At 52.3% G+C, this 22,197-nt stretch carries 21 protein-coding genes; 14 read left to right on the top strand and 7 right to left on the bottom strand.

The features are described 5' to 3' along the window. Positions 1-7 precede the first annotated feature (7 nt). The 10 genes from D8682_RS06975 (at position 8) to D8682_RS06930 (ending at position 9,927) form a co-directional block, all read left to right on the top strand. Complete coding sequence (locus tag D8682_RS06975; RefSeq protein WP_121813906.1) at positions 8-595, top strand: outer membrane lipoprotein carrier protein LolA; 588 nt, start codon at positions 8-10, stop codon at positions 593-595. After that, positions 567-2,897 (top strand): MMPL family transporter, encoded by a 2,331-nt coding sequence (locus D8682_RS06970; protein WP_121813905.1) that lies wholly within the window; start codon positions 567-569, stop codon positions 2,895-2,897. The genes D8682_RS06975 and D8682_RS06970 overlap by 29 nt, the downstream gene beginning before the upstream one ends. After that, positions 2,897-3,472, top strand: coding sequence for a DUF3261 domain-containing protein (locus D8682_RS06965; protein WP_121813904.1), 576 nt, complete (start codon positions 2,897-2,899; stop codon positions 3,470-3,472). Before D8682_RS06970 ends, D8682_RS06965 begins: the two co-directional genes overlap by 1 nt. A 2-nt stretch (positions 3,473-3,474) precedes the next feature. After that, the gene (locus tag D8682_RS06960; RefSeq protein WP_121813903.1) at positions 3,475-4,647 is read left to right on the top strand and encodes a beta-ketoacyl-[acyl-carrier-protein] synthase family protein; all 1,173 of its coding nucleotides are present in this window, start codon (positions 3,475-3,477) and stop codon (positions 4,645-4,647) included. Next, positions 4,640-5,098 (top strand): 3-hydroxy-fatty acyl-ACP dehydratase, encoded by a 459-nt coding sequence (locus D8682_RS06955; RefSeq protein WP_121813902.1) that lies wholly within the window; start codon positions 4,640-4,642, stop codon positions 5,096-5,098. Before D8682_RS06960 ends, D8682_RS06955 begins: the two co-directional genes overlap by 8 nt. Before the next feature lie 252 nt (positions 5,099-5,350). After that, positions 5,351-6,082: a 3-ketoacyl-ACP reductase FabG2 gene (locus D8682_RS06950; RefSeq protein ID WP_064547936.1), complete on the top strand. Its 732-nt coding sequence runs from the start codon at positions 5,351-5,353 to the stop codon at positions 6,080-6,082. Beyond that, complete coding sequence (locus D8682_RS06945) at positions 6,079-7,308, top strand: beta-ketoacyl-ACP synthase (protein WP_121813901.1); 1,230 nt, start codon at positions 6,079-6,081, stop codon at positions 7,306-7,308. The genes D8682_RS06950 and D8682_RS06945 overlap by 4 nt, the downstream gene beginning before the upstream one ends. Further along, the gene (locus D8682_RS06940) at positions 7,299-7,916 is read left to right on the top strand and encodes a 4'-phosphopantetheinyl transferase superfamily protein (RefSeq protein WP_121813900.1); all 618 of its coding nucleotides are present in this window, start codon (positions 7,299-7,301) and stop codon (positions 7,914-7,916) included. The genes D8682_RS06945 and D8682_RS06940 overlap by 10 nt, the downstream gene beginning before the upstream one ends. A gap of 48 nt (positions 7,917-7,964) precedes the next feature. Continuing rightward, positions 7,965-8,489 (top strand): O-acetyl-ADP-ribose deacetylase, encoded by a 525-nt coding sequence (ymdB, locus tag D8682_RS06935; RefSeq protein ID WP_121813899.1) that lies wholly within the window; start codon positions 7,965-7,967, stop codon positions 8,487-8,489. Further along, positions 8,440-9,927: a phospholipase D family protein gene (locus D8682_RS06930; RefSeq protein WP_238392828.1), complete on the top strand. Its 1,488-nt coding sequence runs from the start codon at positions 8,440-8,442 to the stop codon at positions 9,925-9,927. The genes ymdB and D8682_RS06930 overlap by 50 nt, the downstream gene beginning before the upstream one ends. A 98-nt stretch (positions 9,928-10,025) precedes the next feature. Here D8682_RS06930 and mdoC read toward each other — a convergent pair whose 3' ends face one another. After that, positions 10,026-11,174: a glucans biosynthesis protein MdoC gene (gene mdoC, locus D8682_RS06925; protein ID WP_121813897.1), complete on the bottom strand. Its 1,149-nt coding sequence runs from the start codon at positions 11,172-11,174 to the stop codon at positions 10,026-10,028. A 294-nt stretch (positions 11,175-11,468) separates the two neighbouring features. Between mdoC and mdoG the strand changes: the two genes are divergently transcribed. The 3 genes from mdoG (at position 11,469) to D8682_RS06910 (ending at position 15,817) form a co-directional block, all read left to right on the top strand. Then, entirely contained in the window at positions 11,469-13,004 is a 1,536-nt protein-coding gene (mdoG, locus tag D8682_RS06920) for a glucans biosynthesis protein MdoG (protein ID WP_121815655.1), read from the top strand. Continuing rightward, positions 12,997-15,528, top strand: coding sequence for a glucans biosynthesis glucosyltransferase MdoH (mdoH, locus tag D8682_RS06915; protein ID WP_064547925.1), 2,532 nt, complete (start codon positions 12,997-12,999; stop codon positions 15,526-15,528). The genes mdoG and mdoH overlap by 8 nt, the downstream gene beginning before the upstream one ends. Positions 15,529-15,595: 67 nt before the next feature. Next, positions 15,596-15,817 carry a YceK/YidQ family lipoprotein gene (locus D8682_RS06910; RefSeq protein ID WP_370090861.1) on the top strand — a complete coding sequence of 74 codons (222 nt, stop codon included), beginning with the start codon at positions 15,596-15,598 and terminating at the stop codon, positions 15,815-15,817. A gap of 3 nt (positions 15,818-15,820) precedes the next feature. Here D8682_RS06910 and D8682_RS06905 read toward each other — a convergent pair whose 3' ends face one another. The 3 genes from D8682_RS06905 to D8682_RS06895 all read right to left on the bottom strand — a co-directional run bounded on the left by D8682_RS06905 (position 15,821) and on the right by D8682_RS06895 (position 18,586). Then, on the bottom strand, positions 15,821-16,195 hold the full coding sequence (locus tag D8682_RS06905) for a MysB family protein (protein ID WP_064547921.1): 375 nt from the start codon (positions 16,193-16,195) through the stop codon (positions 15,821-15,823). 101 nt (positions 16,196-16,296) lie between these two features. Beyond that, complete coding sequence (gene mdtG, locus D8682_RS06900; protein ID WP_064547919.1) at positions 16,297-17,523, bottom strand: multidrug efflux MFS transporter MdtG; 1,227 nt, start codon at positions 17,521-17,523, stop codon at positions 16,297-16,299. A gap of 142 nt (positions 17,524-17,665) precedes the next feature. Next, complete coding sequence (locus D8682_RS06895) at positions 17,666-18,586, bottom strand: Kdo(2)-lipid IV(A) acyltransferase (protein ID WP_064547917.1); 921 nt, start codon at positions 18,584-18,586, stop codon at positions 17,666-17,668. A gap of 229 nt (positions 18,587-18,815) precedes the next feature. On the opposite strand from D8682_RS06895, the gene D8682_RS06890 reads away from it, so the two are divergent. Continuing rightward, the gene (locus D8682_RS06890) at positions 18,816-19,865 is read left to right on the top strand and encodes a rhodanese-related sulfurtransferase (RefSeq protein WP_064547915.1); all 1,050 of its coding nucleotides are present in this window, start codon (positions 18,816-18,818) and stop codon (positions 19,863-19,865) included. A gap of 145 nt (positions 19,866-20,010) precedes the next feature. On the opposite strand, the gene solA is transcribed toward D8682_RS06890, so the two are convergent. The 3 genes from solA to dinI all read right to left on the bottom strand — a co-directional run bounded on the left by solA (position 20,011) and on the right by dinI (position 22,133). Beyond that, the gene (gene solA / locus D8682_RS06885; RefSeq protein WP_121813896.1) at positions 20,011-21,129 is read right to left on the bottom strand and encodes an N-methyl-L-tryptophan oxidase; all 1,119 of its coding nucleotides are present in this window, start codon (positions 21,127-21,129) and stop codon (positions 20,011-20,013) included. Positions 21,130-21,270: 141 nt separating this feature from the next. Next, positions 21,271-21,525, bottom strand: coding sequence for a biofilm formation regulator BssS (gene bssS, locus D8682_RS06880; protein WP_064547911.1), 255 nt, complete (start codon positions 21,523-21,525; stop codon positions 21,271-21,273). A 362-nt stretch (positions 21,526-21,887) separates the two neighbouring features. Beyond that, complete coding sequence (gene dinI / locus D8682_RS06875) at positions 21,888-22,133, bottom strand: DNA damage-inducible protein I (protein WP_064547909.1); 246 nt, start codon at positions 22,131-22,133, stop codon at positions 21,888-21,890. Positions 22,134-22,197: the final 64 nt, after the last annotated feature.

The raw sequence follows: 22,197 nt of genomic DNA, 5'->3' as shown, positions 1-22,197 counted from the left end.
TTTTTTAATGGCCTTGCTGCTTATCAGCTTTACGGCGAGCGCCATCACACTTGATGATGTGCAGCGCAGTTTTGCCTCGCAGCCGGTGGTTCGGGCTAAATTCCAACAAGAACGGCAAATTAGCGGCATGGCGCAACCGCTCCATTCCAGCGGTGAAGTGTTGATCGCCAAAAGCAAAGGCTTGTGGTGGCAACAACAGCATCCTTTCCCGATGACGCTGGTGCTGGATGACAGCCATATGGCACAAAAAATGGGCACTCAGCCACCGCAAATCATCACCGCTGACAGCAACCCGCAAATGTTCCAGTTCAACCATTTGTTGCGTGCGCTATTCCAGGCTGACCGTAAAGTGCTCGATGAGAACTTTTCCAGCGTCTTTACCGACCAGGGCAAAGGCCAATGGCAACTGGTATTAACGCCGACAACAACGCCGCTCGATAAGCTGTTTAGCACCATTACTTTGCAGGGCGATAAGTATCTGAAGCGCATTGCGTTGAACGATTTGCAGGGCGATTTCACTGAAATCATCTTTAGTAACCACCGACCAGAACCGCGAAAACTCACGAATGAAGAGCAGCAGCGCTTCGCTTTCTGACGTGTATCGTCGCCTGGCGTGGGGCTGGCTGGCGGTAGTCACCTTGCTGGTGGTGTTGCTTGCACTCTTGCTCCCCAGGGCGCGGCTCGACAGCAGCGTATTGTCGCTGCTGCCTGCCAGCAGCCTTGGGAAAGTCCCGCCGCAAATTGAGAACGGTTTTCTGCAACGTCTGGACAAACAGATGATGTGGATGGTCAGCCCCGGTAACCAACCGGATGCCGCTGCTGCGCAGTGGTGGCAAACACAACTGCAACAGCAACCGTTCCTGCAAAATGTGCAGGGGCCGATGGAGGCTAAAAGCCAGCAGGAGTGGGGGAAATTCTACTTCGAAAACCGCAATGGCCTGCTGGATAACCAGACCCGCGGCCGTTTGCAAAATGGCGGTGAAGCGCAGGCGCAGTGGGTGTTATCGCAACTTTACTCGGCGTTTTCCGGCGTCAGCGGTAAAGAGCTGACTAACGATCCGCTGATGCTGGTGCGCGGTTCGCAACTGGCGCTGCAACAAACTGCCAGCCAAATGCGCCTGCAAAACGGCTGGCTGGTGGCGCGTGATAAACAAGGTCGCTACTGGTATTTGCTGCATGGCGAACTCAAGGGTTCCTCGTTTGATATGCAGCAAGGGCGTGTGGTAGTTGAACAACTGCGGGCTTTACAACAAAAGCTGAAATCACAATTCCCGGATGCACAGGTGATGTCGCGCGGCACCTTATTCTACAGTGATTACGCCAGCCAGCAGGCTAAGCATGATGTTTCAACGCTGGGTCTGGCAACGGTGATTGGCGTACTGCTGCTGGTGTTACTGGTGTTTCGTTCGCTGCGCCCATTACTGTTATGCGCCACGTCAGTTGCCATTGGTGCGCTGGCGGGTACGGCAATTACGCTGCTCTGCTTTGGCGAATTGCACCTGATGACGTTGGTGATGAGCATGAGCATCGTTGGTGTTTCGGCAGATTACACGCTCTATTACCTGACAGAACGTATGGTGCACGGCGCGCAAAATTCGCCGAGCGCCAGTTTACGCAAAGTGCTTCCCGCGCTATTGCTGGCGCTGGCGACGACGGCGATCGCTTATCTCATTATGATCCTCGCGCCATTCCCTGGCATTCGTCAGCTTGCAGTGTTCGCCGCCAGTGGGTTAATCGCCTCTTGTCTGACGGTGGTGTGCTGGTATCCGTTTGCGGTGCGCGGTTTGCCCGTCAGACCGGTGCCTTGTAGCAGGTTGCTTAACGGTTGGTTGAATGCGTGGCAAAACAATAAAGTGGTGCGTTTTGGCATACCACTGGCGTTGCTGGTCATTAGCCTGGCCGGAATAGTTTCATTAAAAATTAACGATGACATTGCCAGCTTCCAGGCGTTGCCGCAGGATCTGGTGCGTGAAGAACAGGCGATTACCGCGCTGACCGGGCAGGGCATGGATCAAAAATGGTTTGTGGTTTATGGCGATACAGCCGAACAAACCTTGCAGCGCCTCGAAAAGCTGGCCCCAGTCCTGGCAAGCGCGCAAAAGAATAAACTTATCGACAGTTATCGACTGATCCCGCTCGCCTCGCTTGAACAGCAACAGGCGGATTTGCGATTGCTGCGCGAAGCCGCGCCGGTTTTACAAAAACGCCTCGCCGAAAGCGGGATTACCGTCAGTGCGCCCAATCTGCAACAAATGGCGGTGACGCCTGAACTCTGGCAAAAAAGTGTTATTAGCAGTGGCTGGCGCTTGTTGTGGCTCACATTGCCGGACGGTAAAAGTGGCGCGCTGGTGCCGGTCAGTGGGGTTCGTGATAGCGCGGCACTGGCGGGGTTGGCGGCAAAACTGCCGGGCGTCAGTTGGGTTGACAGAAAAGTGATGTTCAATGAATTGTTCAGCCATTTCCGCAGTTTATTAGCGGGGCTGTTGGCTGCCGCAGTGGCCGCGATTGCGTTGAGTTATGTGCTGCGTCTCGGCGTAAAACGTGGCCTGCTGAGTGTGGTGCCTTCGCTGTTATCACTCGGCGGTGGCCTTGCTGCTCTGGCGTTTAGCGGCCACGCACTGAATCTGTTTTCGTTGCTGGCGTTGGTGCTGGTTCTGGGCATCGGCATCAATTACACCCTGTTCTTTAGTAATCCGCGTGGGACTGCGCTTACGTCGTTGCTCGCCATCAGCGTGGCCTTGCTGACCACACTTTTCACCTTAGGAATGCTGGTGTTTAGCCAGACACAAGCCATTGCCAGTTTCGGTATTGTGTTGAGCTGCGGGATCTTCTGCGCATTTTTAACCGCACCACTAGCCTTGCCCCCATCCACCCAGGGAAAGGGAAAGAGAGAATAATGAAAAAATTACCGATATTGGCCTTACTGTTGGGCACATTTTTACTTAGCGCGTGCAGCACGCCAAAACCTGATAACTCCCGTCCGCAAGCCTGGTTAAAACCGGGCACCCTGGTGACGCTACCCGCGCCGGGGATTTCGCCGTCAATCACCGAACAACAGCTGCTGAGCGCCCAGGTCAAAGGTAAAACGCAGTCGCTGATGGTGCTGCTGAATGCCGACCAGCAAAAAGTGATGCTGGCAGGTTTATCACCTTTAGGGATCCGTTTATTCCGCCTGACCTACGATCAAACAGGGGTTAAAACCGAGCAGTCGATTACGTTGCCGGAATTACCGCCAGCCAGCCAGGTGCTTGCCGATATTATGTTGAGCTACTGGCCGATAAGCGCCTGGCAGCCGCAACTCCCTGCGGGGTGGACGCTAAAAGATATCGATTCACGACGTGAATTACGTGACGACCAGGGTGAAATCATCGAAACGATCGATTACCTGACCCGTGACGGAAACCGCCAGCCAGTCAGCGTGCGTCACCACCGTTTCGGTTATGTCATCAGCATTCAGCACCTGGAAAACTAATCATGATTACTTTAACGGCTGCCGGAATGGTCAATGCGTTAGGCAATAACCTTGCCGAAATCGCCGAAAATTTGCAGGCTAACACTGCACCTGGCATGGTGCCGGATACCGACGGTTGGTTGCAGCAAGGCGAATGTTGGGTCGGGCGTGTTACCGGCGAGTTACCGGAAATCCCGCCAGATATGGTGCAATACCACAGCCGTAACAACCGCTTGTTGCTGGCGGCACTGGCGCAAATTCGCCCACAGGTAGATGAAGCGATTGTGCGTTACGGCAACGAACGTGTGGCGGTAGTGCTGGGGACCAGTACGTCCGGGCTGGATGAAGGTGACCGCATGGTGAGCGGCACTCATGCGGGCAAACCGCCTGCGTCTTATCGTTATGGTCAGCAAGAACTTGGCGATCCTTCGCGTTTTCTCAGTGATTATCTGCAACTGTTTGGCCCAGCGTTGACGGTTTCAACCGCCTGTTCTTCAAGTGCGCGTGCCATTATTACCGGCCAACGGCTGATTGAATCCGGCATGGTTGATGCGGCGATTGTCGGCGGGGCAGATACCCTCAGCCGCATGCCGGTTAACGGCTTTAACAGCCTGGAATCGTTGAGCAGCACGCGCTGTAAACCTTTTAGTGCTGCACGCAACGGCATCACTATCGGTGAGGCCGGAGCGCTGATTTTGCTGACCAAAGAACCGGGGAAAGTACAACTGCTGGGCGTGGGCGAATCGTCAGATGCCTGGCATATGTCGGCTCCACATCCGGAAGGCGTGGGCGCGATTCGCGCCATAGAAATGGCGCTGCGTGAGGCTGAACTCACGGCACAAGACATTGGCTATATTAATATGCACGGCACCGCCACGCGTCTTAATGACGAAATCGAAGCCAAAGTGGTGAATCAACTGTTCGGCGAAAGCGTTCCTTGCAGCTCGACAAAACATCTGACCGGCCACACGTTAGGTGCGGCTGGAGCCTGTGAAGCGGTGCTCTGCTATTTACTGTTATCGCAAGGGCTGAGGCTGCCAGCACAGAACTTCACTGATGCGCATCAAGACCTCACCCTTGCGCCTTGTGGTTTACTCAGCGCACCTCAGCCATTTACCAAACCAATAATGTTGTCGAACTCATTTGCTTTTGGCGGTAACAATGCCAGCCTGATTTTTGGAGTATCTCATGACTGATTTTCTTGCCCCACACCACTATTTGCCGCACGAAGCACCCATGTGCCTGCTGGAGTCGGTAGTGGCGGTGGAACAAGAAAGTGCCCATTGTCGGGTCACGGTCAGCCACCATGGGGTACTGGCACCGTTTCTCGATGCGCAGGGGAATTTACCTGGCTGGTTTGCCATCGAGCTTATCGCGCAGACGGTAGGGGTGTGGTCTGGCTGGCACGCCATGAATAACGGCGAAGAAGCCAGCCGTGTTGGGATGTTGCTGGGGGGGCGAGGGTTGCGCTGCCCAGCCGGGTATCTTGCACAAGGTTTGCAGTTGGAATGTCATGTCACGTTACTAATGCGTGATGAAAAAATTGGTAGTTTTGAAGGACAAATTCTCGCGGACGGTAACGTACTGGCGAGCGGGCGGGTCAATACCTATCAGCCTGATAATAATGAATTAGAGAAGTTTTTTTAAAGGAGTTTTTTTGTAGGTCGGGCAAGCGCAGCGCACCCGACAACGCGGATGAAAATGGTGGATGACGCTGACGCTTATCCACCCTACGAAACTTATAATAATGAGTCATACCCAAAATAATTCGAGTTGCATCGCGGCGGCAAGAGAACAAGTCCCGATGAGCTTACATAAGTAAGTGATTCGGGCGAGTGAGCGCAGGCAACAAAGAGGCAGCTTGAAGTATGACGGGTATTTTAATGGGATAGCAGCAAGATGACACAGACGGTATTAGTAACCGGTGCCAGCAAGGGGATCGGCAAGGCGATTGCCTGTGGGCTGGCGGCCGACGGATTTGCCGTGGTGGTGCACTACCATCGCGACGAAGCGGGCGCACAACAAACGCTTGAGCAAATAACGGCTCAGGGTGGAACGGGGCGCGTCATGCAGTTCGATAGCGCAGACCGCGAGCAATGCCGTAGTGTGATTGAAGCGGACATCGAAGCCCACGGTGCTTACTGGGGCGTGGTTAACAATGCTGGTATCACGCGTGACGGCGCATTTCCCGCATTAACTGATGATGATTGGGACGGCGTAATCCGCACCAATCTCGATAGTTTTTACAACGTGATTCAGCCGTGTGTGATGCCGATGATTGGCCTGCGTGCGGGAGGGCGTATCATCACGCTTTCCTCGGTTTCGGGCCTGATGGGCAACCGTGGGCAAGTGAATTACAGTGCTGCAAAAGCGGGCATTATTGGTGCTACAAAAGCGCTGGCAATCGAACTGGCGAAACGCAAAATCACCGTGAATTGCATAGCACCTGGTCTGATTGATACCGGCATGATTGAAATGGAAGCGGCCGCGCTCAACGAAGCCATGCGCCTGATTCCACTCCAGCGCATGGGCCAGCCAGAAGAAGTGGCTGGGCTTGCACGTTATTTGATGTCGCCAGTGGCCGCTTACGTCACACGCCAGGTTATCTCCATCAACGGAGGCATGTTGTGATTCGCCGGGTGGTGGTTACCGGAATGGGCGGTGTGACGGCATTTGGCGATAACTGGCAGGATGTGGCTGCGGGGCTGAAGTCCGGCCAGAATGCAGTGCGCAACATGCCAGAATGGCAAATCTACGATGGGCTAAACACCATGCTCGGCGCGCCGATAGATAATTTCACGCTCCCCGAACACTACACGCGTAAGCGTATTCGGGCGATGGGACGCGTTTCTTTGCTCGCGACTCGAGCCACTGAACTGGCATTAACCCAGGCCGGTTTACTCGACGATCCGATTTTAACTTGCGGTGAAACGGGGATAGCTTACGGTTCATCCACCGGCAGTACGGGGCCAGTGAGTGAATTCGCCACCATGCTGACCGAAAAGCACACGCGTAATATTACCGGCACCACTTACGTCCAGATGATGCCGCATACCGCTGCGGTGAATACCGGATTGTTCTTCGGTTTACGTGGCCGAGTGATCCCGACCTCAAGTGCGTGTACATCAGGCAGCCAGGCAATTGGTTATGCCTGGGAAGCTATTCGTCACGGCTACCAGACGGTCATGGTCGCGGGAGGTGCTGAGGAGTTATGTCCTTCGGAAGCGGCGGTGTTTGACACGTTGTTTGCAACCAGCCAACGCAATGACCAGCCAAAGAGCACGCCATCACCGTTTGATAAGCAACGTGATGGTCTGGTGATTGGCGAAGGTGCGGGGACATTGATCCTCGAGGATCTGGATCATGCACTGGCGCGTGGTGCCACCATTTATGCCGAGATCGTCGGGTTCCATACCAATTGCGATGCGGCACATATCACCCAGCCACAGAAAGAAACCATGCAGATTTGTATTGAACGCGGTCTGTATTCGGCGGGGCTTGAGGCCCGCGACATTGGCTATGTCAATGCGCATGGCACGGCAACTGACCGTGGTGACATTGCGGAAAGCCAGGCGACGGCGGCAATTTTCGGCACTAATACGCCAATCTCTTCGCTGAAAAGCTATCTGGGTCATACGCTTGGCGCGTGTGGTGCGCTGGAAGCCTGGATGAGTATCGAAATGATGCGTGAAGGCTGGTTTGCCGAAACGCTGAATTTGATTCAGCCGGACGAGGCGTGTGGTGAACTGGATTACATCATGGGTGAAGCGCGCAAAATCGAGACTGAATTTGTGCAGAGCAATAATTTTGCCTTTGGTGGCATTAACACTTCACTGGTGATGCGACGTTGGCGGTAAACGATTATCAGCTGGCGTTCGGCGAGGTGGCGTGTGTATCGAATGACGCGTCCACTTCGCGTTGGCTGTCGCCTGAACTGTTACAGGATGCGCCAGTGGGCCACCGTCGCGCAGACTGGATTGCTGCGAGGATCCTGCTGGCGATGCTGCTCAATGACGGTCCTTTGCCCAAACTAGCCCGCGCAGCACAAGGTAAACCTTATCATCCATCGCTCCCCGAATTTAACATCAGTAACCATGCGACCCGCGTTGCGGTGCTGGTGGGTAGTGGGGAAGTTGGTTGTGATGTTGAGCAAATCCGCCCACGGTCGCGTTTTATGGCGATTGCCCGTTACAGTTTTGCCGCGCATTTGTGTGACTGGCTGGAATCTCTGTCGGAAGTTGAGCAAATCGTGCAGTTCTGGCGTATCTGGACGGCACACGAAGCGGTGCTTAAACAGCGAGGCGGGACTGTCTGGCAAATGAGCCAGCTGGAGCTGCCATTACACACACTTTGCCCGCCAGGCCGCTTTTTGCAGCATGTCACCGTGGACGAGTCGCTGATCGCTTGTTGCGGTGAACAGCCATTTCCTGACGATTTCTCTCCTCAACTTCTTATTAGGAAGTGATGTACGCCTGATTTAGACTACTCTCAAAGACTAACTGGAGATTTCCTGATGAGCGAAAGAATGTCGGTGATACAAGGTGATATCACCCATGCTGAGGTTGATGTAATCGTCAATGCAGCGAATTCATCCTTGCTAGGTGGCGGTGGTGTTGATGGTGCCATTCATCGCGCGGCAGGGCCTGCACTATTGGCGGCCTGCAAAGTGATTCGCCAACAGCAAGGTGAATGCGCCCCCGGGCATGCCGTGATTACCGAAGCCGGAAACATCCCCGTTAAAGCTGTGATCCACGCCGTTGGCCCGGTGTGGCAGGGTGGTGAAAATCACGAAGCTGAATTGCTTGAACAAACCTATCGCAACTGTCTCGATTTGGCTGCTGCCAATGGTTACCGCACTATCGCGTTTCCAGCCATCAGCACCGGCGCCTACGCTTTCCCAAAAGAGCTAGCCGCAAAAATAGCCGTCGATACGGTTTATCGATATATCGGTCTGCGCCCGCTGCCTGAACAAGTGGTTTTCATCTGTTTTGATGACGAAAACACCCGTATTTACCAGCAACTGCTTGCCCAACTCTAACGTGAAGAACCCTCACGCTACCCGCCTTGGGAAAGCGATTATCCCGGCGCTTGCTGAGCATCCTGGCGTGAGCGGTATCCATCCTCTTGCGGATAGCCTTGATGCGTTCGCAGCGCGTTATCTGTTGTGCGGCATGGCGGAAAATACCCTCGATGTGCAGTACTACATCTGGCAGGACGATATGTCCGGGCGGTTGTTGTTCAGTGCGTTACTGGCTGCGGCCGACCGTGGGGTGAGAGTCAGGCTGTTGCTGGATGATAATAACACCAACGGGCTGGATGATATTTTAGAGCTGCTTAATTCCCATCCTCAGATTGAAGTTCGCCTGTTTAATCCCTTTTCATTTCGCTTGTTTCGCGCCATCGGTTATCTGACTGATTTTGCCCGCCTGAACCGCCGCATGCACAACAAGTCCTTCACCGTTGATGGTGAAACGACGATTGTTGGTGGGCGTAATGTTGGCGATGCTTATTTTGGTGTCGGTAAACAGCCGTTGTTTTCAGATTTAGACGTGCTGGCGATTGGCCCGGTGGTTGCAGAAGTCAGTCAGGATTTTCAGCGCTATTGGGAAAGCCAGTGTGTTTCGACGCTGGCAACGGTGCTGGATGTTGACGCCGGGGTGTTACAGCAACGGGTACAACTGCCAGACGACTGGCGCAACGACCCAAAAGCTCGGCGCTATCTGGATCGCCTGACCACCAGCCAGTTTGCGACGGATCTTGTGGCTCGCAGGTTAAATATGTACTGGGCTCAGACCCGTTTGCTGAGTGATGACCCGCGTAAGGGGCAGGGAAGGGCGCATCATCACACCTTGTTACCGCAACGTCTGATCAACGTGATTGGCCTGCCAAAGCAGGAAATAGACATAATTTCTGCCTATTTTGTCCCGACTCGCGCCGGCATCGCGCAAATTCTCGGGTTGGTGCGTAAAGGGGTGAAAATCGCCATTCTCACTAATTCGCTGGCGGCCAATGATGTGGCGGTAGTACATGCCGGATATGCCCGCTGGCGTAAGAAACTGTTACGCCACGGTGTCGCGCTGTATGAACTAAAGTCAGAAAACAATAGCCCCCGCAGGCCGCGAGACAGGGGGTTAACCGGTAATTCTGGTTCCAGCCTGCATGCCAAAACCTTCAGCGTCGATAAGCAGAAAGTGTTTATCGGTTCATTCAATTTTGACCCACGCTCGGCGATGTTGAATACCGAAATGGGCTTCGTGATTGAAAGCGCCGCACTCGCGGAAGATATTCACCAGCGTTTTACCCAGAGCCAGAAAGAGGCCGCCTGGGCATTACGTCTGGACAAATGGGGGCGGGTGAATTGGGTAGAAAATCGTGATGGCAAAGAGATTATCTGGAAGAAAGAACCGCACACCCGTTTTTGGCAACGGGTGCTGGTGAGACTGGTTTATCGGTTACCTATTGAATGGTTGCTCTAAAGTCTCTGTCGGCGGCGCTTCGCTTGTCCGACCTACGAAGGGAAGTTGTAGGGGGGATAAGCGCCAGCGTCATCCACCATAAATTACCGGAGTCCGATCTACGAAACTTTAACCGCCACGTTCTGCGGCTTGCCGGAGAACAAGAAGCGCAGCAGTGGAATTCGCAGATGGATTTCATACAGAATCACCGCAATCCCCACCACAAAGACCAGTCCCGTAATAAAGCCCAGCGCATTGGACGTGATATGTGGCGTGATAAACGCGCCGTAGAATAGCGTCAGTGGATGGTGAACCAGGTAAATGAATAGCGATGCATTCACGAAATAGGTGACACGCTTAGACTGGAAGTTCAGCAGTTTGTGGCCCAGTGAGAACACCACGTTAACCATCCACAGGCCTAAAACCATGGTGATAACGCTTTCAGTCTCATACATCCAGGCATCGCCGCTGCCGTAACGCTGGTTGAGCAAATAAGCCGCGAATGCCAGCACAGCACCCGCAGCGCACCATGGCGATGGCGTGGTAAACAGGGCTTTCAGTTGCGGGCGCACAAACGTTAAAGCCCCGAGCATGAAGAACGGCAGATAAAACAGCGTCTGCATCACCACGAAGTTAAACAAGCCGTCACTTAATATTGGAGAGTAAACAATGAAAATCGTGCGGCGAATGGCACCGTATAAAAAACCGAACCCAAGGAAATAAATTGAGAGTTTTCCCAGGGTAATGGTTGACGCACTATTTTCGGGTGCCTTCTCAAGGCGGTTTTTCATTTGTTGAAACAAAAATAAACAAACTGTCGTCAACACCACCATCACTAACAAGAACCATAAATGGGAAACCAGTTCCCAAACCAGCGTGTTGTACTTCTCGTAAGGGGTGAGCCCAGGCCAGTTTTTTGCTTTGTCGTTAACGTGTTGCAACATTAAAAATTGCGGTAGCGTCAGCAAGGGAATTGCTGTCAACATTGGGATGCCGACACGCTCAACACGCACTTTCCACCAGCGTTTAAGCGGGTAGCGCAGAAAAAGCATATAGGAGAAATAACCGGAAATGACAAAAAACACCTGCATCCGGAAGGAGTGAATGATGTCATTAAAAAGGGTTAATCCCCAGGAGGCTTCAGCGCTGTTGACATGCCAGTGGTGGCTTGAATAGATGAGCGAGATATGAAACGGAATGCCTAAAAGCATTAACCAGGCCCGGATAGAATCCAGGAAAAACTCGCGTTGTTGTGGTGCTTTACTCATAATACTCCAGACATTATCGGACGAATCGCCTTATCCTTAAGAACATATCCCAATAGGCTTGAAGTCCCGAACGGTATCAATTCCGTGGCAACCCTACACTAACCATGACATCCTGTCTCCAGGATGGGCTCTGAAAGCGTAAGCAGTTGTCTTTTTTTGCTTAAAGGCTGAGCCAGCGTGCTGAACAATGCGGGTATTTGGTTGTCGGAAAGCAGAAGTTTCCATTAAAATGGATTGGATTGATTTAAGCACACAAAGGGGGATGTGCTGGTTAATATGAAACATAAACTAAAAATGATGAAAATGTGTGGGCTCGGTGCGGCAGTAATGTTGTCACTTTATACCACCTCGGTTTGGGCCTTCACCATCGATGATGTCGCAAAACAAGCGAAAACATTAGCGGGCAAAAGCTACGAAGCACCGAAAAGCAATCTGCCTTCGCTCTTCCGCGACATGAAATATGCGGATTATCAGCAGATCCAGTTCAATCACGACAAAGCCTACTGGAGCAAGTTAAAGACCCCATTTAAGCTTGAATTTTATCATCAGGGTATGTACTTCGACACCCCGGTTGCTATCAACGAAGTGACAGCGACTGCGGTTCATAAGATCAAGTACAACCCGGATTACTTTAATTTCGGTAATGTAAAACACGATAAAGACACCGTTAAAGATCTTGGCTTCGCCGGGTTCAAAGTGCTCTATCCGATCAACAGCAAAGATAAAAACGACGAAATTGTCAGCATGCTCGGGGCGAGTTATTTCCGTGTGATTGGCTCAGGTCAGGTTTATGGTCTGTCTGCTCGTGGTTTGGCTATCGATACTGCTTTGCCATCTGGTGAAGAGTTCCCCCGTTTCCGTGAGTACTGGATTGAGCGCCCGAAAACTGGCGACAAAACGCTGACCCTCTATGCGTTGCTCGACTCCCCACGTGCAACAGGTGCCTATCGCTTTGTGATTACCCCTGGGCGTGACACCGTGGTCAACGTGCAGTCAAAAGTTTATTTGCGCGACAAAGTAGGCAAACTGGGCGTTGCACCGCTGACCAGTATGTTCCTGTTTGGGCCAAATCAGCCGTCACCAAGCATCAACTACCGTCCTGAATTACATGACTCTAACGGTCTGTCTATCCATGCTGGTAACGGTGAGTGGATTTGGCGTCCGCTGAACAACCCGAAACATCTGGCCGTGAGTTCCTTCGCGACAGAAAATCCGGTTGGTTTTGGTTTGCTGCAACGTGGCCGTCAGTTCTCTCGTTTTGAAGATCTGAATGATCGTTACGATCAGCGTCCAAGCGCCTGGGTTGCACCGCAAGGTGATTGGGGTAAAGGTCGCGTCGAACTGGTGGAAATTCCAACCAACGACGAAACCAATGACAACATCGTGGCTTACTGGACGCCGGATCAGCTCCCGGAACCCGGCAAAGAGATGAACTTCAAATACACCATTACCTTCAGCCGTGACGAAGACAAAATGCACGCGCCAGATAACGCGTACGTGACACAGACTCGCCGCTCAACCGGTGATGTGAAGCAGTCGAATCTGATTCGCCAGCCAGACGGCACGATTGCGTTTGTCGTGGATTACGTCGGCGCGGACATGAAAAAACTGCCGCAAGATACGCCGGTTACCGCGCAAACCAGCATCGGTGACAACGGCGAAATCGTTGACAGCCAGGTACGTTACAACCCGGTCACTAAAGGCTGGCGTTTGACAGTACGTCTGAAAGTCAAAGACGAGAAGAAACCGACTGAAATGCGTGCAGCGCTGGTCAATGGCTCGCAAACGTTGAGTGAAACCTGGAGCTACCAGCTACCTGCCAATGAATAAGTTTACTGATACTGCGTCTGATTATATTGATGCCCTCCCGCTTTCTGCTGAGCAGAAGGCGGCTCTACCTGCATCGGATCTGCAAGCGGTGCATGAGGCGCTGGATGCGCAAGAGCACCACTATGACCGCGCCGATGATTCCCCTTTAGCCTCGGTAAAGGCCCGGCTCGAAGCGAGCTGGCCTGGATCGTTGGGTGCGGAACAACTGATTAAGGATGAAGAAGGGCGCACCCAGTTGCAGGCAATGCCAAAAGCAACGCGTTCTTCGATGTTCCCCGATCCGTGGCGCACCAACCCAATTGGTCGGTTCTGGGATCGTTTACGCGGGCGGGAAGTTAATCCTCGCTATATGTCGAAAGAAGAGGCTGAAGCTGAGCAGAAATGGCGTACCGTCGGGACTATTCGACGTTACATTCTGCTGCTGCTGACCATTTCTCAGACCGTGGTGGCGACCTGGTACATGAAGACCATTCTGCCTTACCAGGGCTGGGCGCTGATCAATCCATCCGATATGCTCGACCAGGATTTGTGGGTCTCCTTCATGCAGCTGCTGCCGTATGTGCTGCAGACCGGCATCTTGATCCTGTTTGCGATTCTGTTCTGCTGGGTATCAGCCGGTTTCTGGACCGCGTTGATGGGCTTCCTCCAGCTACTGATGGGCAAAGATAAATACAGTATCTCTGCCTCAACAGTGGGTGATGAGCCAATCGACCCGGCGAACCGCACTGCGTTGATTATGCCTATTTGTAACGAAGACGTTGACCGCGTATTTGCGGGTCTGCGTGCGACGTGGGAATCGGTAAAAGCGACCGGCCAACAGCAGCACTTCGATGTTTACATCCTGAGCGACAGCTACAACCCGGATATCTGTGTTGCCGAGCAAAAAGCGTGGATGGAACTGATCAACGAAGTGCAGGGCGAAGGGCAGATTTTCTACCGCCGCCGCCGCCGCCGTGTGAAACGTAAAAGTGGCAACATCGATGACTTCTGCCGTCGCTGGGGTAACCAATACAGCTACATGGTGGTGTTGGATGCTGACTCCGTCATGAGCGGTGACTGTCTGACCAACCTGGTGCGTTTGATGAATGCTAACCCGAATGCGGGCATCATTCAGTCATCACCAAAAGCGTCTGGCATGGACACGCTGTATGCGCGCTGCCAGCAGTTTGCAACTCGCGTTTACGGGCCGTTGTTTACCGCAGGTCTGCACTTCTGGCAGTTGGGCGAATCCCACTACTGGGGCCACAATGCGATTATTCGCGTTAAGCCGTTCATCGAGCACTGTGCGTTAGCACCGCTGCCAGGTGAAGGGTCATTCGCCGGTTCAATCCTTTCGCACGACTTCGTCGAAGCCGCTTTGATGCGCCGTGCGGGTTGGGGGGTATGGATTGCCTATGACTTGCCGGGCTCTTATGAAGAGCTGCCGCCGAATTTACTGGATGAACTCAAGCGTGACCGCCGTTGGTGCCACGGTAACTTGATGAACTTCCGTCTGTTCCTGGTAAAAGGCATGCACCCGGTTCACCGTGCGGTGTTCCTGACGGGCGTCATGTCGTATCTGTCGGCACCTTTGTGGTTTATGTTCCTCGCATTATCAACTGCATTGCAGGTGGTTCATGCGCTGACAGAACCGCAGTACTTCCTGCAACCGCGCCAGCTGTTCCCGGTGTGGCCGCAGTGGCGTCCGGAGCTGGCGATTGCGCTGTTTGCTTCCACCATGGTGTTACTGTTCCTGCCGAAGCTGCTGAGTATCATTCTGATTTGGTGCAAAGGCTCGAAAGAGTTCGGCGGTTTTTTCCGCGTGACGGCCTCCCTGCTGCTGGAAGTACTGTTCTCTGTGCTGCTGGCTCCGGTGCGTATGCTGTTCCACACCGTATTTGTGGTTAGCGCGTTCCTCGGTTGGGAAGTGGTCTGGAACTCGCCGCAGCGTGATGATGATTCAACCCCATGGGGTGAAGCGTTTATGCGCCACGGTTCTCAACTTCTGTTGGGTCTGGTGTGGGCTGTCGGCATGGCATGGCTGGATTTGCGCTTCTTGTTCTGGCTTGCGCCAATCGTCTTCTCACTGATTCTGTCACCATTTGTCTCGGTGATTTCGAGCCGTGCGACCATCGGTTTGCGTACTAAGCGTTGGAAGTTGTTCCTGATCCCGGAAGAGTATTCTCCTCCGCAGGTTCTGGTCGATACCGACAATTACCTGAAGCTGAACCGCAGCCGTACGCTGGATGATGGCTTTATGCACGCGGTGTTTAACCCGTCATTTAATGCCCTGGCAACTGCGATGGCAACAGCACGTCACCGTGCAAGCCAGGTGTTGGAAATTGCGCGCGATCGTCACGTTGAGCAGGCACTGAACGAAACGCCTGACAAGCTGAACCGCGATCGTCGTTTGGTGTTGTTAAGCGATCCGGTCACTATGTCTCGTCTGCATTATCGTGTGTGGTCGAATCCGCAGCGTTACTCCTCGTGGGTAGATAGCTACAAAACGGTTAGCCTGAACCCTGAGGCGTTACCGTCCAAATAGAGCGCGAAACGCATCATCAATGCCGGCCTTCGGGTCGGCATTTTTTTGGAGTAAAACTGTGTTAAGAATCCTTGTGGTCGCGTTGTTCGCCTGCTTACTGAGCGGATGCGGGAGTATTATTAGCCGTGCTGTACCGGGGCAGGGACATGGTAATCAGTATTACCCCGGTGTGCAGTGGGATGTGCGTGACAGCGCATGGCGCTATATTACTGTGCTCGATTTACCTTTTTCGCTGGTGTTCGACACACTTTTGCTGCCGATTGATGCCAGCCATGGGCCTTACGAGTAAAACTTATCGTTCATCCCATTCATCAGCGGCAGTCTGGCCTTCCTCGGTATCCAGAGGCGGCTCAAGTTGAAATTCACCTTCGTCCCATTCGTGCAGTGTATTTTCTTCAATCCACTCCTGACGTAACTCGATTTCATCATAGTCACCGTCAAAGACACTTTGCGCCGCTTCACCGCTGACCATCGGTAGACATTCGCCATCCCCGCTGTCATCAGCGAAAAACTCGGCTTGCCACATAATGTCGCCATCCTGAAGAATGTACTTCTGAATGTTCAGTTGCTGAACACTGGCACTCTCTTCATCCAGCTCCGGGTTCTCAACAAGGAAAAGCTCGCGTGCGGCATCGATGGCCTCTTCCAGCGTCGCATACAGACTCATAGTAATCTCCTTTGTACAGGTCAGGGAGCGCGTTACGGCGCCATTTCAAGTTAATTGTTGACGCTGTTTGCAAAGTTGCAAGTATGTCGGAGATTTCTGAGTCAGTCGCCAGAAACACTGACACGTTCAGTCGGGCGACGGAGACTTATCCACGAGTAAAGAGCATTGAAAAGAACCACACAACCGGTGACTAAAAATACCGTGCGGAAGCCATAGTTTGCTGAAACAGCGGCACCCATCAACGGACCGGTGACATTACCAATATCGCGGAATGACTGGTTGTAACTAAAGATCCGCCCGGCAATTTGATTGCTTGAGTTGTAGACCAGCAGTGTTTGTACCGCTGGCAACAGTGCGCCATCGGCGGCACCAAGCAGGAAACGTAACACCCCCAGTTGCCATGGGTTTTGTACCATCGACATCGGGATCAGCAACAACACAGAGATAACCAGCGCGCAGATTAAAATCCTTTCCGGCCCGATTCTATCCCCCAGTTTGCCCAGTCGCGGCGCACTGATTAACGCCGCAACGCCAGGCACAGATGCAATCATCCCGCTGATAAATGCCAGATTGCTGACATTGCCTGCCAGTTCACGCACGTAAAGCGTAAGAATCGGGGCGATAGAACCGGTGGCAACCTGAATAATCATGGTGGTGATAAACAGACTCAGCACCAGGCGTGGATTTTTGAGCGAAGTTAAAACCTGACGTGCGTGCAACATGTCCTTCTTGTGCACCGGGGTAAATTGTTCGCGAATGCAGAACAAGGTAAAAACAAAACAGGTAAATAGCACGCCAGCGGTGATGAAAAACACCGGACGCAGGCCATAGGTATCCGCCAGAAAACCGCCAATCATCGGCCCAAGAAGTGCACCGCTTACCCCGCCGGTAGACAACGTGCCCAATGCCCACCCACTTTTATGGCGCGGAACTTGGGTGGCGATGAGCGCGTTTGCATTGGGGACAAATCCACCCAATAGTCCGAGCAGTGCGCGCAGCGCCAGAAATTGCCAGATATTGCTCGCAAAGCCCATCAGCACCATCACGATGGACATCCCCAATGCTGAACGCAGTAGCATTATCTTGCGGCCTTTACGGTCGGCAAGCCCGCCCCAGAAAGGTGACGCAATGGCTGAGAACAAAAAGGTAATGCTGAAAACGATGCCGGACCACATGTTGAGTGCGCTGTGTCCGGTCACGCCAAGATGTTCGACATACAGCGGCAGGAAGGGCATGACCAGGCTAAATGCGACACCGGTAAGAAAACACCCAAGCCATGCAACGGTGAGATTTCGTTTCCAGTTGATCGGGTTCTCGGGGAGAGTCATAACGCTCCAGTTCAGTGCAGAAAAGACATGTGATGGAATTATTACCTTGCTAATTATGCGCTTGTTGGCGGGGAGGGGCAATGTTTCTGAAACACAATTTTAGAATGAAAAAAGGTGGCAAAATGCCACCGATTTACAGAAGTTAATAACGCGCAGGAACCCCTTCTGGACGCGTTTTAAAGCGGCGGTGCAGCCACATGTATTGCTCCGGGGCCATCAAAATGCACTGCTCGATGATTTTATTCATCCAGATCGCCGTACTTTCAGGGGTTTCCAGCGGTGGTGAAAACTCTGCGGGTAGAATCAGCAACTCGTAACCTTTACCGTCCGGCTTGCGGCGCGGCACCATTGGTACGATTGCCGCACCTGACATACGTGCAAGAGTGTATGTTCCTGCGGTGGTGGCGGCTTCGTCAACGCCAAAAAATGGCACAAAAACGCTGCCACGCGGGCCGTAGTCGTGGTCCGGTGCGTACCAGATGATTTCACCCTGTTTCAGCGCACGAATCATGCCTTTAAGGTCTTTACGGTCGATCATGCTTTTATTGGAGCGCATACGGCCCCAGGTTTGCAGCCAGTCGAGCAGGGGGTTGTCATTCGGGCGGTAAACGCCGATACCGGGCGTGTTCATACCGAACATGCGCGCGCCTAATTCCAGCGTCAGGAAATGAATTCCAATAAGCAACACGCCCCGTTTGGCTTCCTGCACCGCGTGAATATGCTCGACACCAGAAACATCACACCAGCGTCGAATACGCCAGGTGGGCCAAAACCATGCCATGCCGGTTTCCATCAGGCCGAGGCCAACGGATTCGAAGTTTTTCTCGAGATAATACTCACGTTCTTCCGCGGTTTTGTGGGGAAAGGCGAGTTCAAGATTGCGGCGGGTAATCGTGACGCGGTGCTTCATAAACCGCATAGCAAGTTGGCCAAGCCCACGCCCGACTCGATAAATCACCGGATAGGGGAGCAGGGTAACTAAGTAAAGTAAGCCAATACCAAACCAGGTTCCCCAATAGCGGGGATGAAGTAATGCGCGCGAGAATTGCGGTAAGTTCGTCATGTAAAACCTATTGTGACGGCAAATGCCGGATCTTCTTGAGTCAGACTATTGTGACATTAATTGAGGGTCTGCCAAAATTAACAGCAGCAGAGTGTTTGATATTCAAACGATTGTTGCGTTTTGTACGGATAGATAACGGAAATGTAGCGCAAAATGCGGGGATGTAAATTAACGATAATTGCTATATGATGCAGCCCACTTTTTTATCAACGATAGCCGAGCGAACACCATGCCAGTGTTACACAACCGCATATCGAATGATGAACTGCGTGTGCGCATGTTGGCTGAAACTGAGCCTCGCACTACCATCTCATTCTATAAGTATTTCACCATTGAAGACCCTCAAACGACGCGCGATGCGCTTTACCAGGCGTTTACATCGCTAAATGTATTTGGTCGCGTTTATCTCGCTCATGAAGGGATTAACGCGCAAATCAGCGTGCCAAACAGCCGTGTGGATGGATTCCGCGAAACACTTTACGCTTTCCATCCTGCACTTAACGGTGTGCGACTCAACGTTGCCCTCGAAGACGATGGCAAATCGTTTTGGGTATTACGCATGAAGGTCCGCGACCGCATTGTCGCCGATGGGATTGATGACCCGTCATTTGATGCCAGCCAGGTCGGTGCTTATCTCAAAGCCGCAGACGTGAATGCGATGCTCGACGATCCGGAAGCGGTGTTTATCGACATGCGCAACCATTACGAATATGAAGTGGGTCATTTCCAGGATGCACTGGAGATCCCGGCGGACACTTTCCGTGAGCAGTTGCCGAAAGCGGTCGACATGTTGCAGGAAGACAAAGACAAAAAAATCGTAATGTACTGTACTGGCGGCATCCGTTGTGAGAAAGCCAGTGCCTGGATGTTGCACAACGGTTTCAAGAACGTCTACCACATTGAAGGCGGGATTATCGAATACGCAAGACGTGCGCGTGAACAAGGGATTCCGGTGCGTTTTGTCGGTAAGAACTTTGTCTTTGATGAGCGTATGGGCGAACGTATTTCTGATGATGTGATTGCCCATTGCCATCAGTGCGGCACATCTTGCGACAGCCATACTAACTGCAAAAATGACGGCTGCCATTTGCTGTTTATTCAGTGCCCGAGCTGCGCTGAGAAGTTTGCTGGCTGCTGTAGCGACATTTGCCGTGATGAACTGGCTCTGTCACCGGAAGAACAGCGCCGTCGTCGTGCCGGGCGGGAAAACGGCAATAAGATTTTCAACAAATCCCGTGGCGTTCTCAACACTACGTTAGGGATCCCGGATCCTAAGTAAAAGCAAAGGGGGAAACCTCTTTCACAGGTCGGATAAGCGCAGCGCCATCCGACGTTTTCATCTGTGAATACAGGCGAAAATGGTGGATGGCGTGTACCGCTTATCCACTCTGCAACATTTTATTCCGCCTATTGTCACTCGAACGCTAGTTAAAACGCGCAAGCGAGAACGGTGTCAGGTCGAAACTTGACTCTTTGCCCAGTGCGAACTGGCAGGCAATTTCCCCCAGCACTGAAGCGAATTTAAATCCGTGTCCGCTCAGGCCGGTAATCACCAGCGTGTTGTCATGACCCGGCAGGGTATCAATAATAAAATCTTCATCCGGTGACATATCGTAGGTGCAGGCCGCGCCGTGCATACACACGCCCACACCTGGCATTATCTGGCGCAAGAAGCTAAATACTTCACTTCCATCCGTGGCGATTGCACCAAACGGTTTGCGCTGACCGGGTTCACTAATCACCTGACCACCATCATGTTTGCCCAGCTTCAGCTCGTTATCCTCGCCCGCGGGGAAACCGTAATACTGGCTACCATCAGGTAGTTCGGCGGTAAAAGCAGGGAAGTGGTTTTTTTCACTGTAGCGGCCATCGGCCTGATGCCAGCTAAAGATTTTGCGCACTGGCGTGACGGGCAGTTCCGGTAGCAATTTAGTGACCCATGTTCCTGCACTGACTAACAATTTACTCGCGGTGAATTCACCTTCTGGCGTATCGACAACCACCCCTTCAGCGGTATGACGAATATCAGTCACCGGGCAATTGAACAGTTGAGCGCAACCGCCCTGATTGGCCAGTCGAATATAGGTCTCCACCGCCAGCTCGCTGCGAAGCACGCCAGAGTTCGGCTCAAATAAACCAACATAGTTTTCGGGAACGGTTACCTGTGGCCAGCGTGCCATGACTGCTTCAGCACTCAGCGTTTCAAGCGGCAGCGACCAGTTTTGCGCACTGCGTTGCACGGTTGAGATAAACGTTGAATCTGCCGGACCGAGATTAATCACGCCGGTACGGTGAAACACTTTCTCGCCGCTTATTTCCTGTAACGCATCCCAGAGTGCCTGCGCACGCAATACCAGCGGGACATATTTTTCCCCTTCGCCGTAGGCGTGACGCATCAGGCGTGTATCGCCATGATGGCTGCCTTGTTGGTGAGGGGGATGGCAACTATCGATCATCAGCACATTCAAGCCGGAGTGAGTGGCATAGCACCCGGCTGCTGCGCCGACAGAACCGCTACCGACGATGATAAGGTCATAATGCATGGTGCTTTTCTCTTCTCTTTGGCAAAAATGAATTATATAGCAGGGTAATTAATTCTCCGTCGGCTGGCAATTGAGCGAAAGAGGAATAATAAAAAAGGCACCTCTACGGTGCCTTGTGCGTTATTTGGGCAGCATCAATAATCAATGCTTACGATAATCGCTTACCTGGTAATCACTGGATTCAATCTTAGCAATGCCGGCTTCAAGAATAGAAATAAATTGCCGGGCAACATCCGTGGTCAGCCATAAAGTTTGACCGATTTCAGTTTCGTCGTGCTTTTGCGTATTTGAGGTCAGGTAGTGCAGGCGAAGCATCAGCGCGTCGTAACTATCTACGGTGCTGATGTCCCATCCAACAAGGGGATGGGTCTGGATAACATCACTATTTTTTTCCATCATAACCCCTTTTATACGTGTGTTTAAGACAACGGTTCGCGAGGTTTAATGCTTGTTTCTTGTTTCTTTTTAAATGTGAAGCCAGTTAAGTATATCAATGATTAAGCTATTTCGACGGATAAATAAATACCCCGCAACACTTTTTTTACATAAAGGTGCTTGGTTGCTCAATAAAACCGCAGGTTGTGCTTGGTGAATATCAGAAGATTCTAAGTAATCAGTGTCAGGAGGGAATTATTTGCAGTGTGATTTTTAAACGATAAAAAAAACCGGATGGCGACACCCGGCATAAAAATAACGAGGGAAACTTATATTTGAAATAAGCAGCGGCTCAAGCAGCCTGCCACCTTCCATGATGAGTTTTAATCCGCAGAAAACCAGTCGTCAGCGCTTTCCCAGGTCTCTTGCAATATTTCGCTAATACGATCGCGATCTTCTTTGCTGGCCCCTAACACCGAAAGGTTATTAGCAGCAGCGTAACGCACCTGAACGTGATTTGAGTCTTCAGGATAGTGTTGAGTAATTCGGCGTGAGAGTTCAGTAGCAAGCGCATCAATAGCGCCTGGCGGCAGAGATGTAGTTTTAGCAATAGTGACTTCAATACGCATAACAGCCCCCTGTATAATATACTGGATATTTATACAGTCATATTCTGGGTTATGCAACAGGGGG

The organism is Buttiauxella sp. 3AFRM03 (genome assembly GCF_003675305.1).
In the GTDB taxonomy this organism is placed as follows: domain Bacteria; phylum Pseudomonadota; class Gammaproteobacteria; order Enterobacterales; family Enterobacteriaceae; genus Buttiauxella; species Buttiauxella ferragutiae.
The sequence above is the reverse complement of the archived record's forward strand: the minus strand, read 5'-3'. Positions and strand labels throughout refer to the sequence as shown.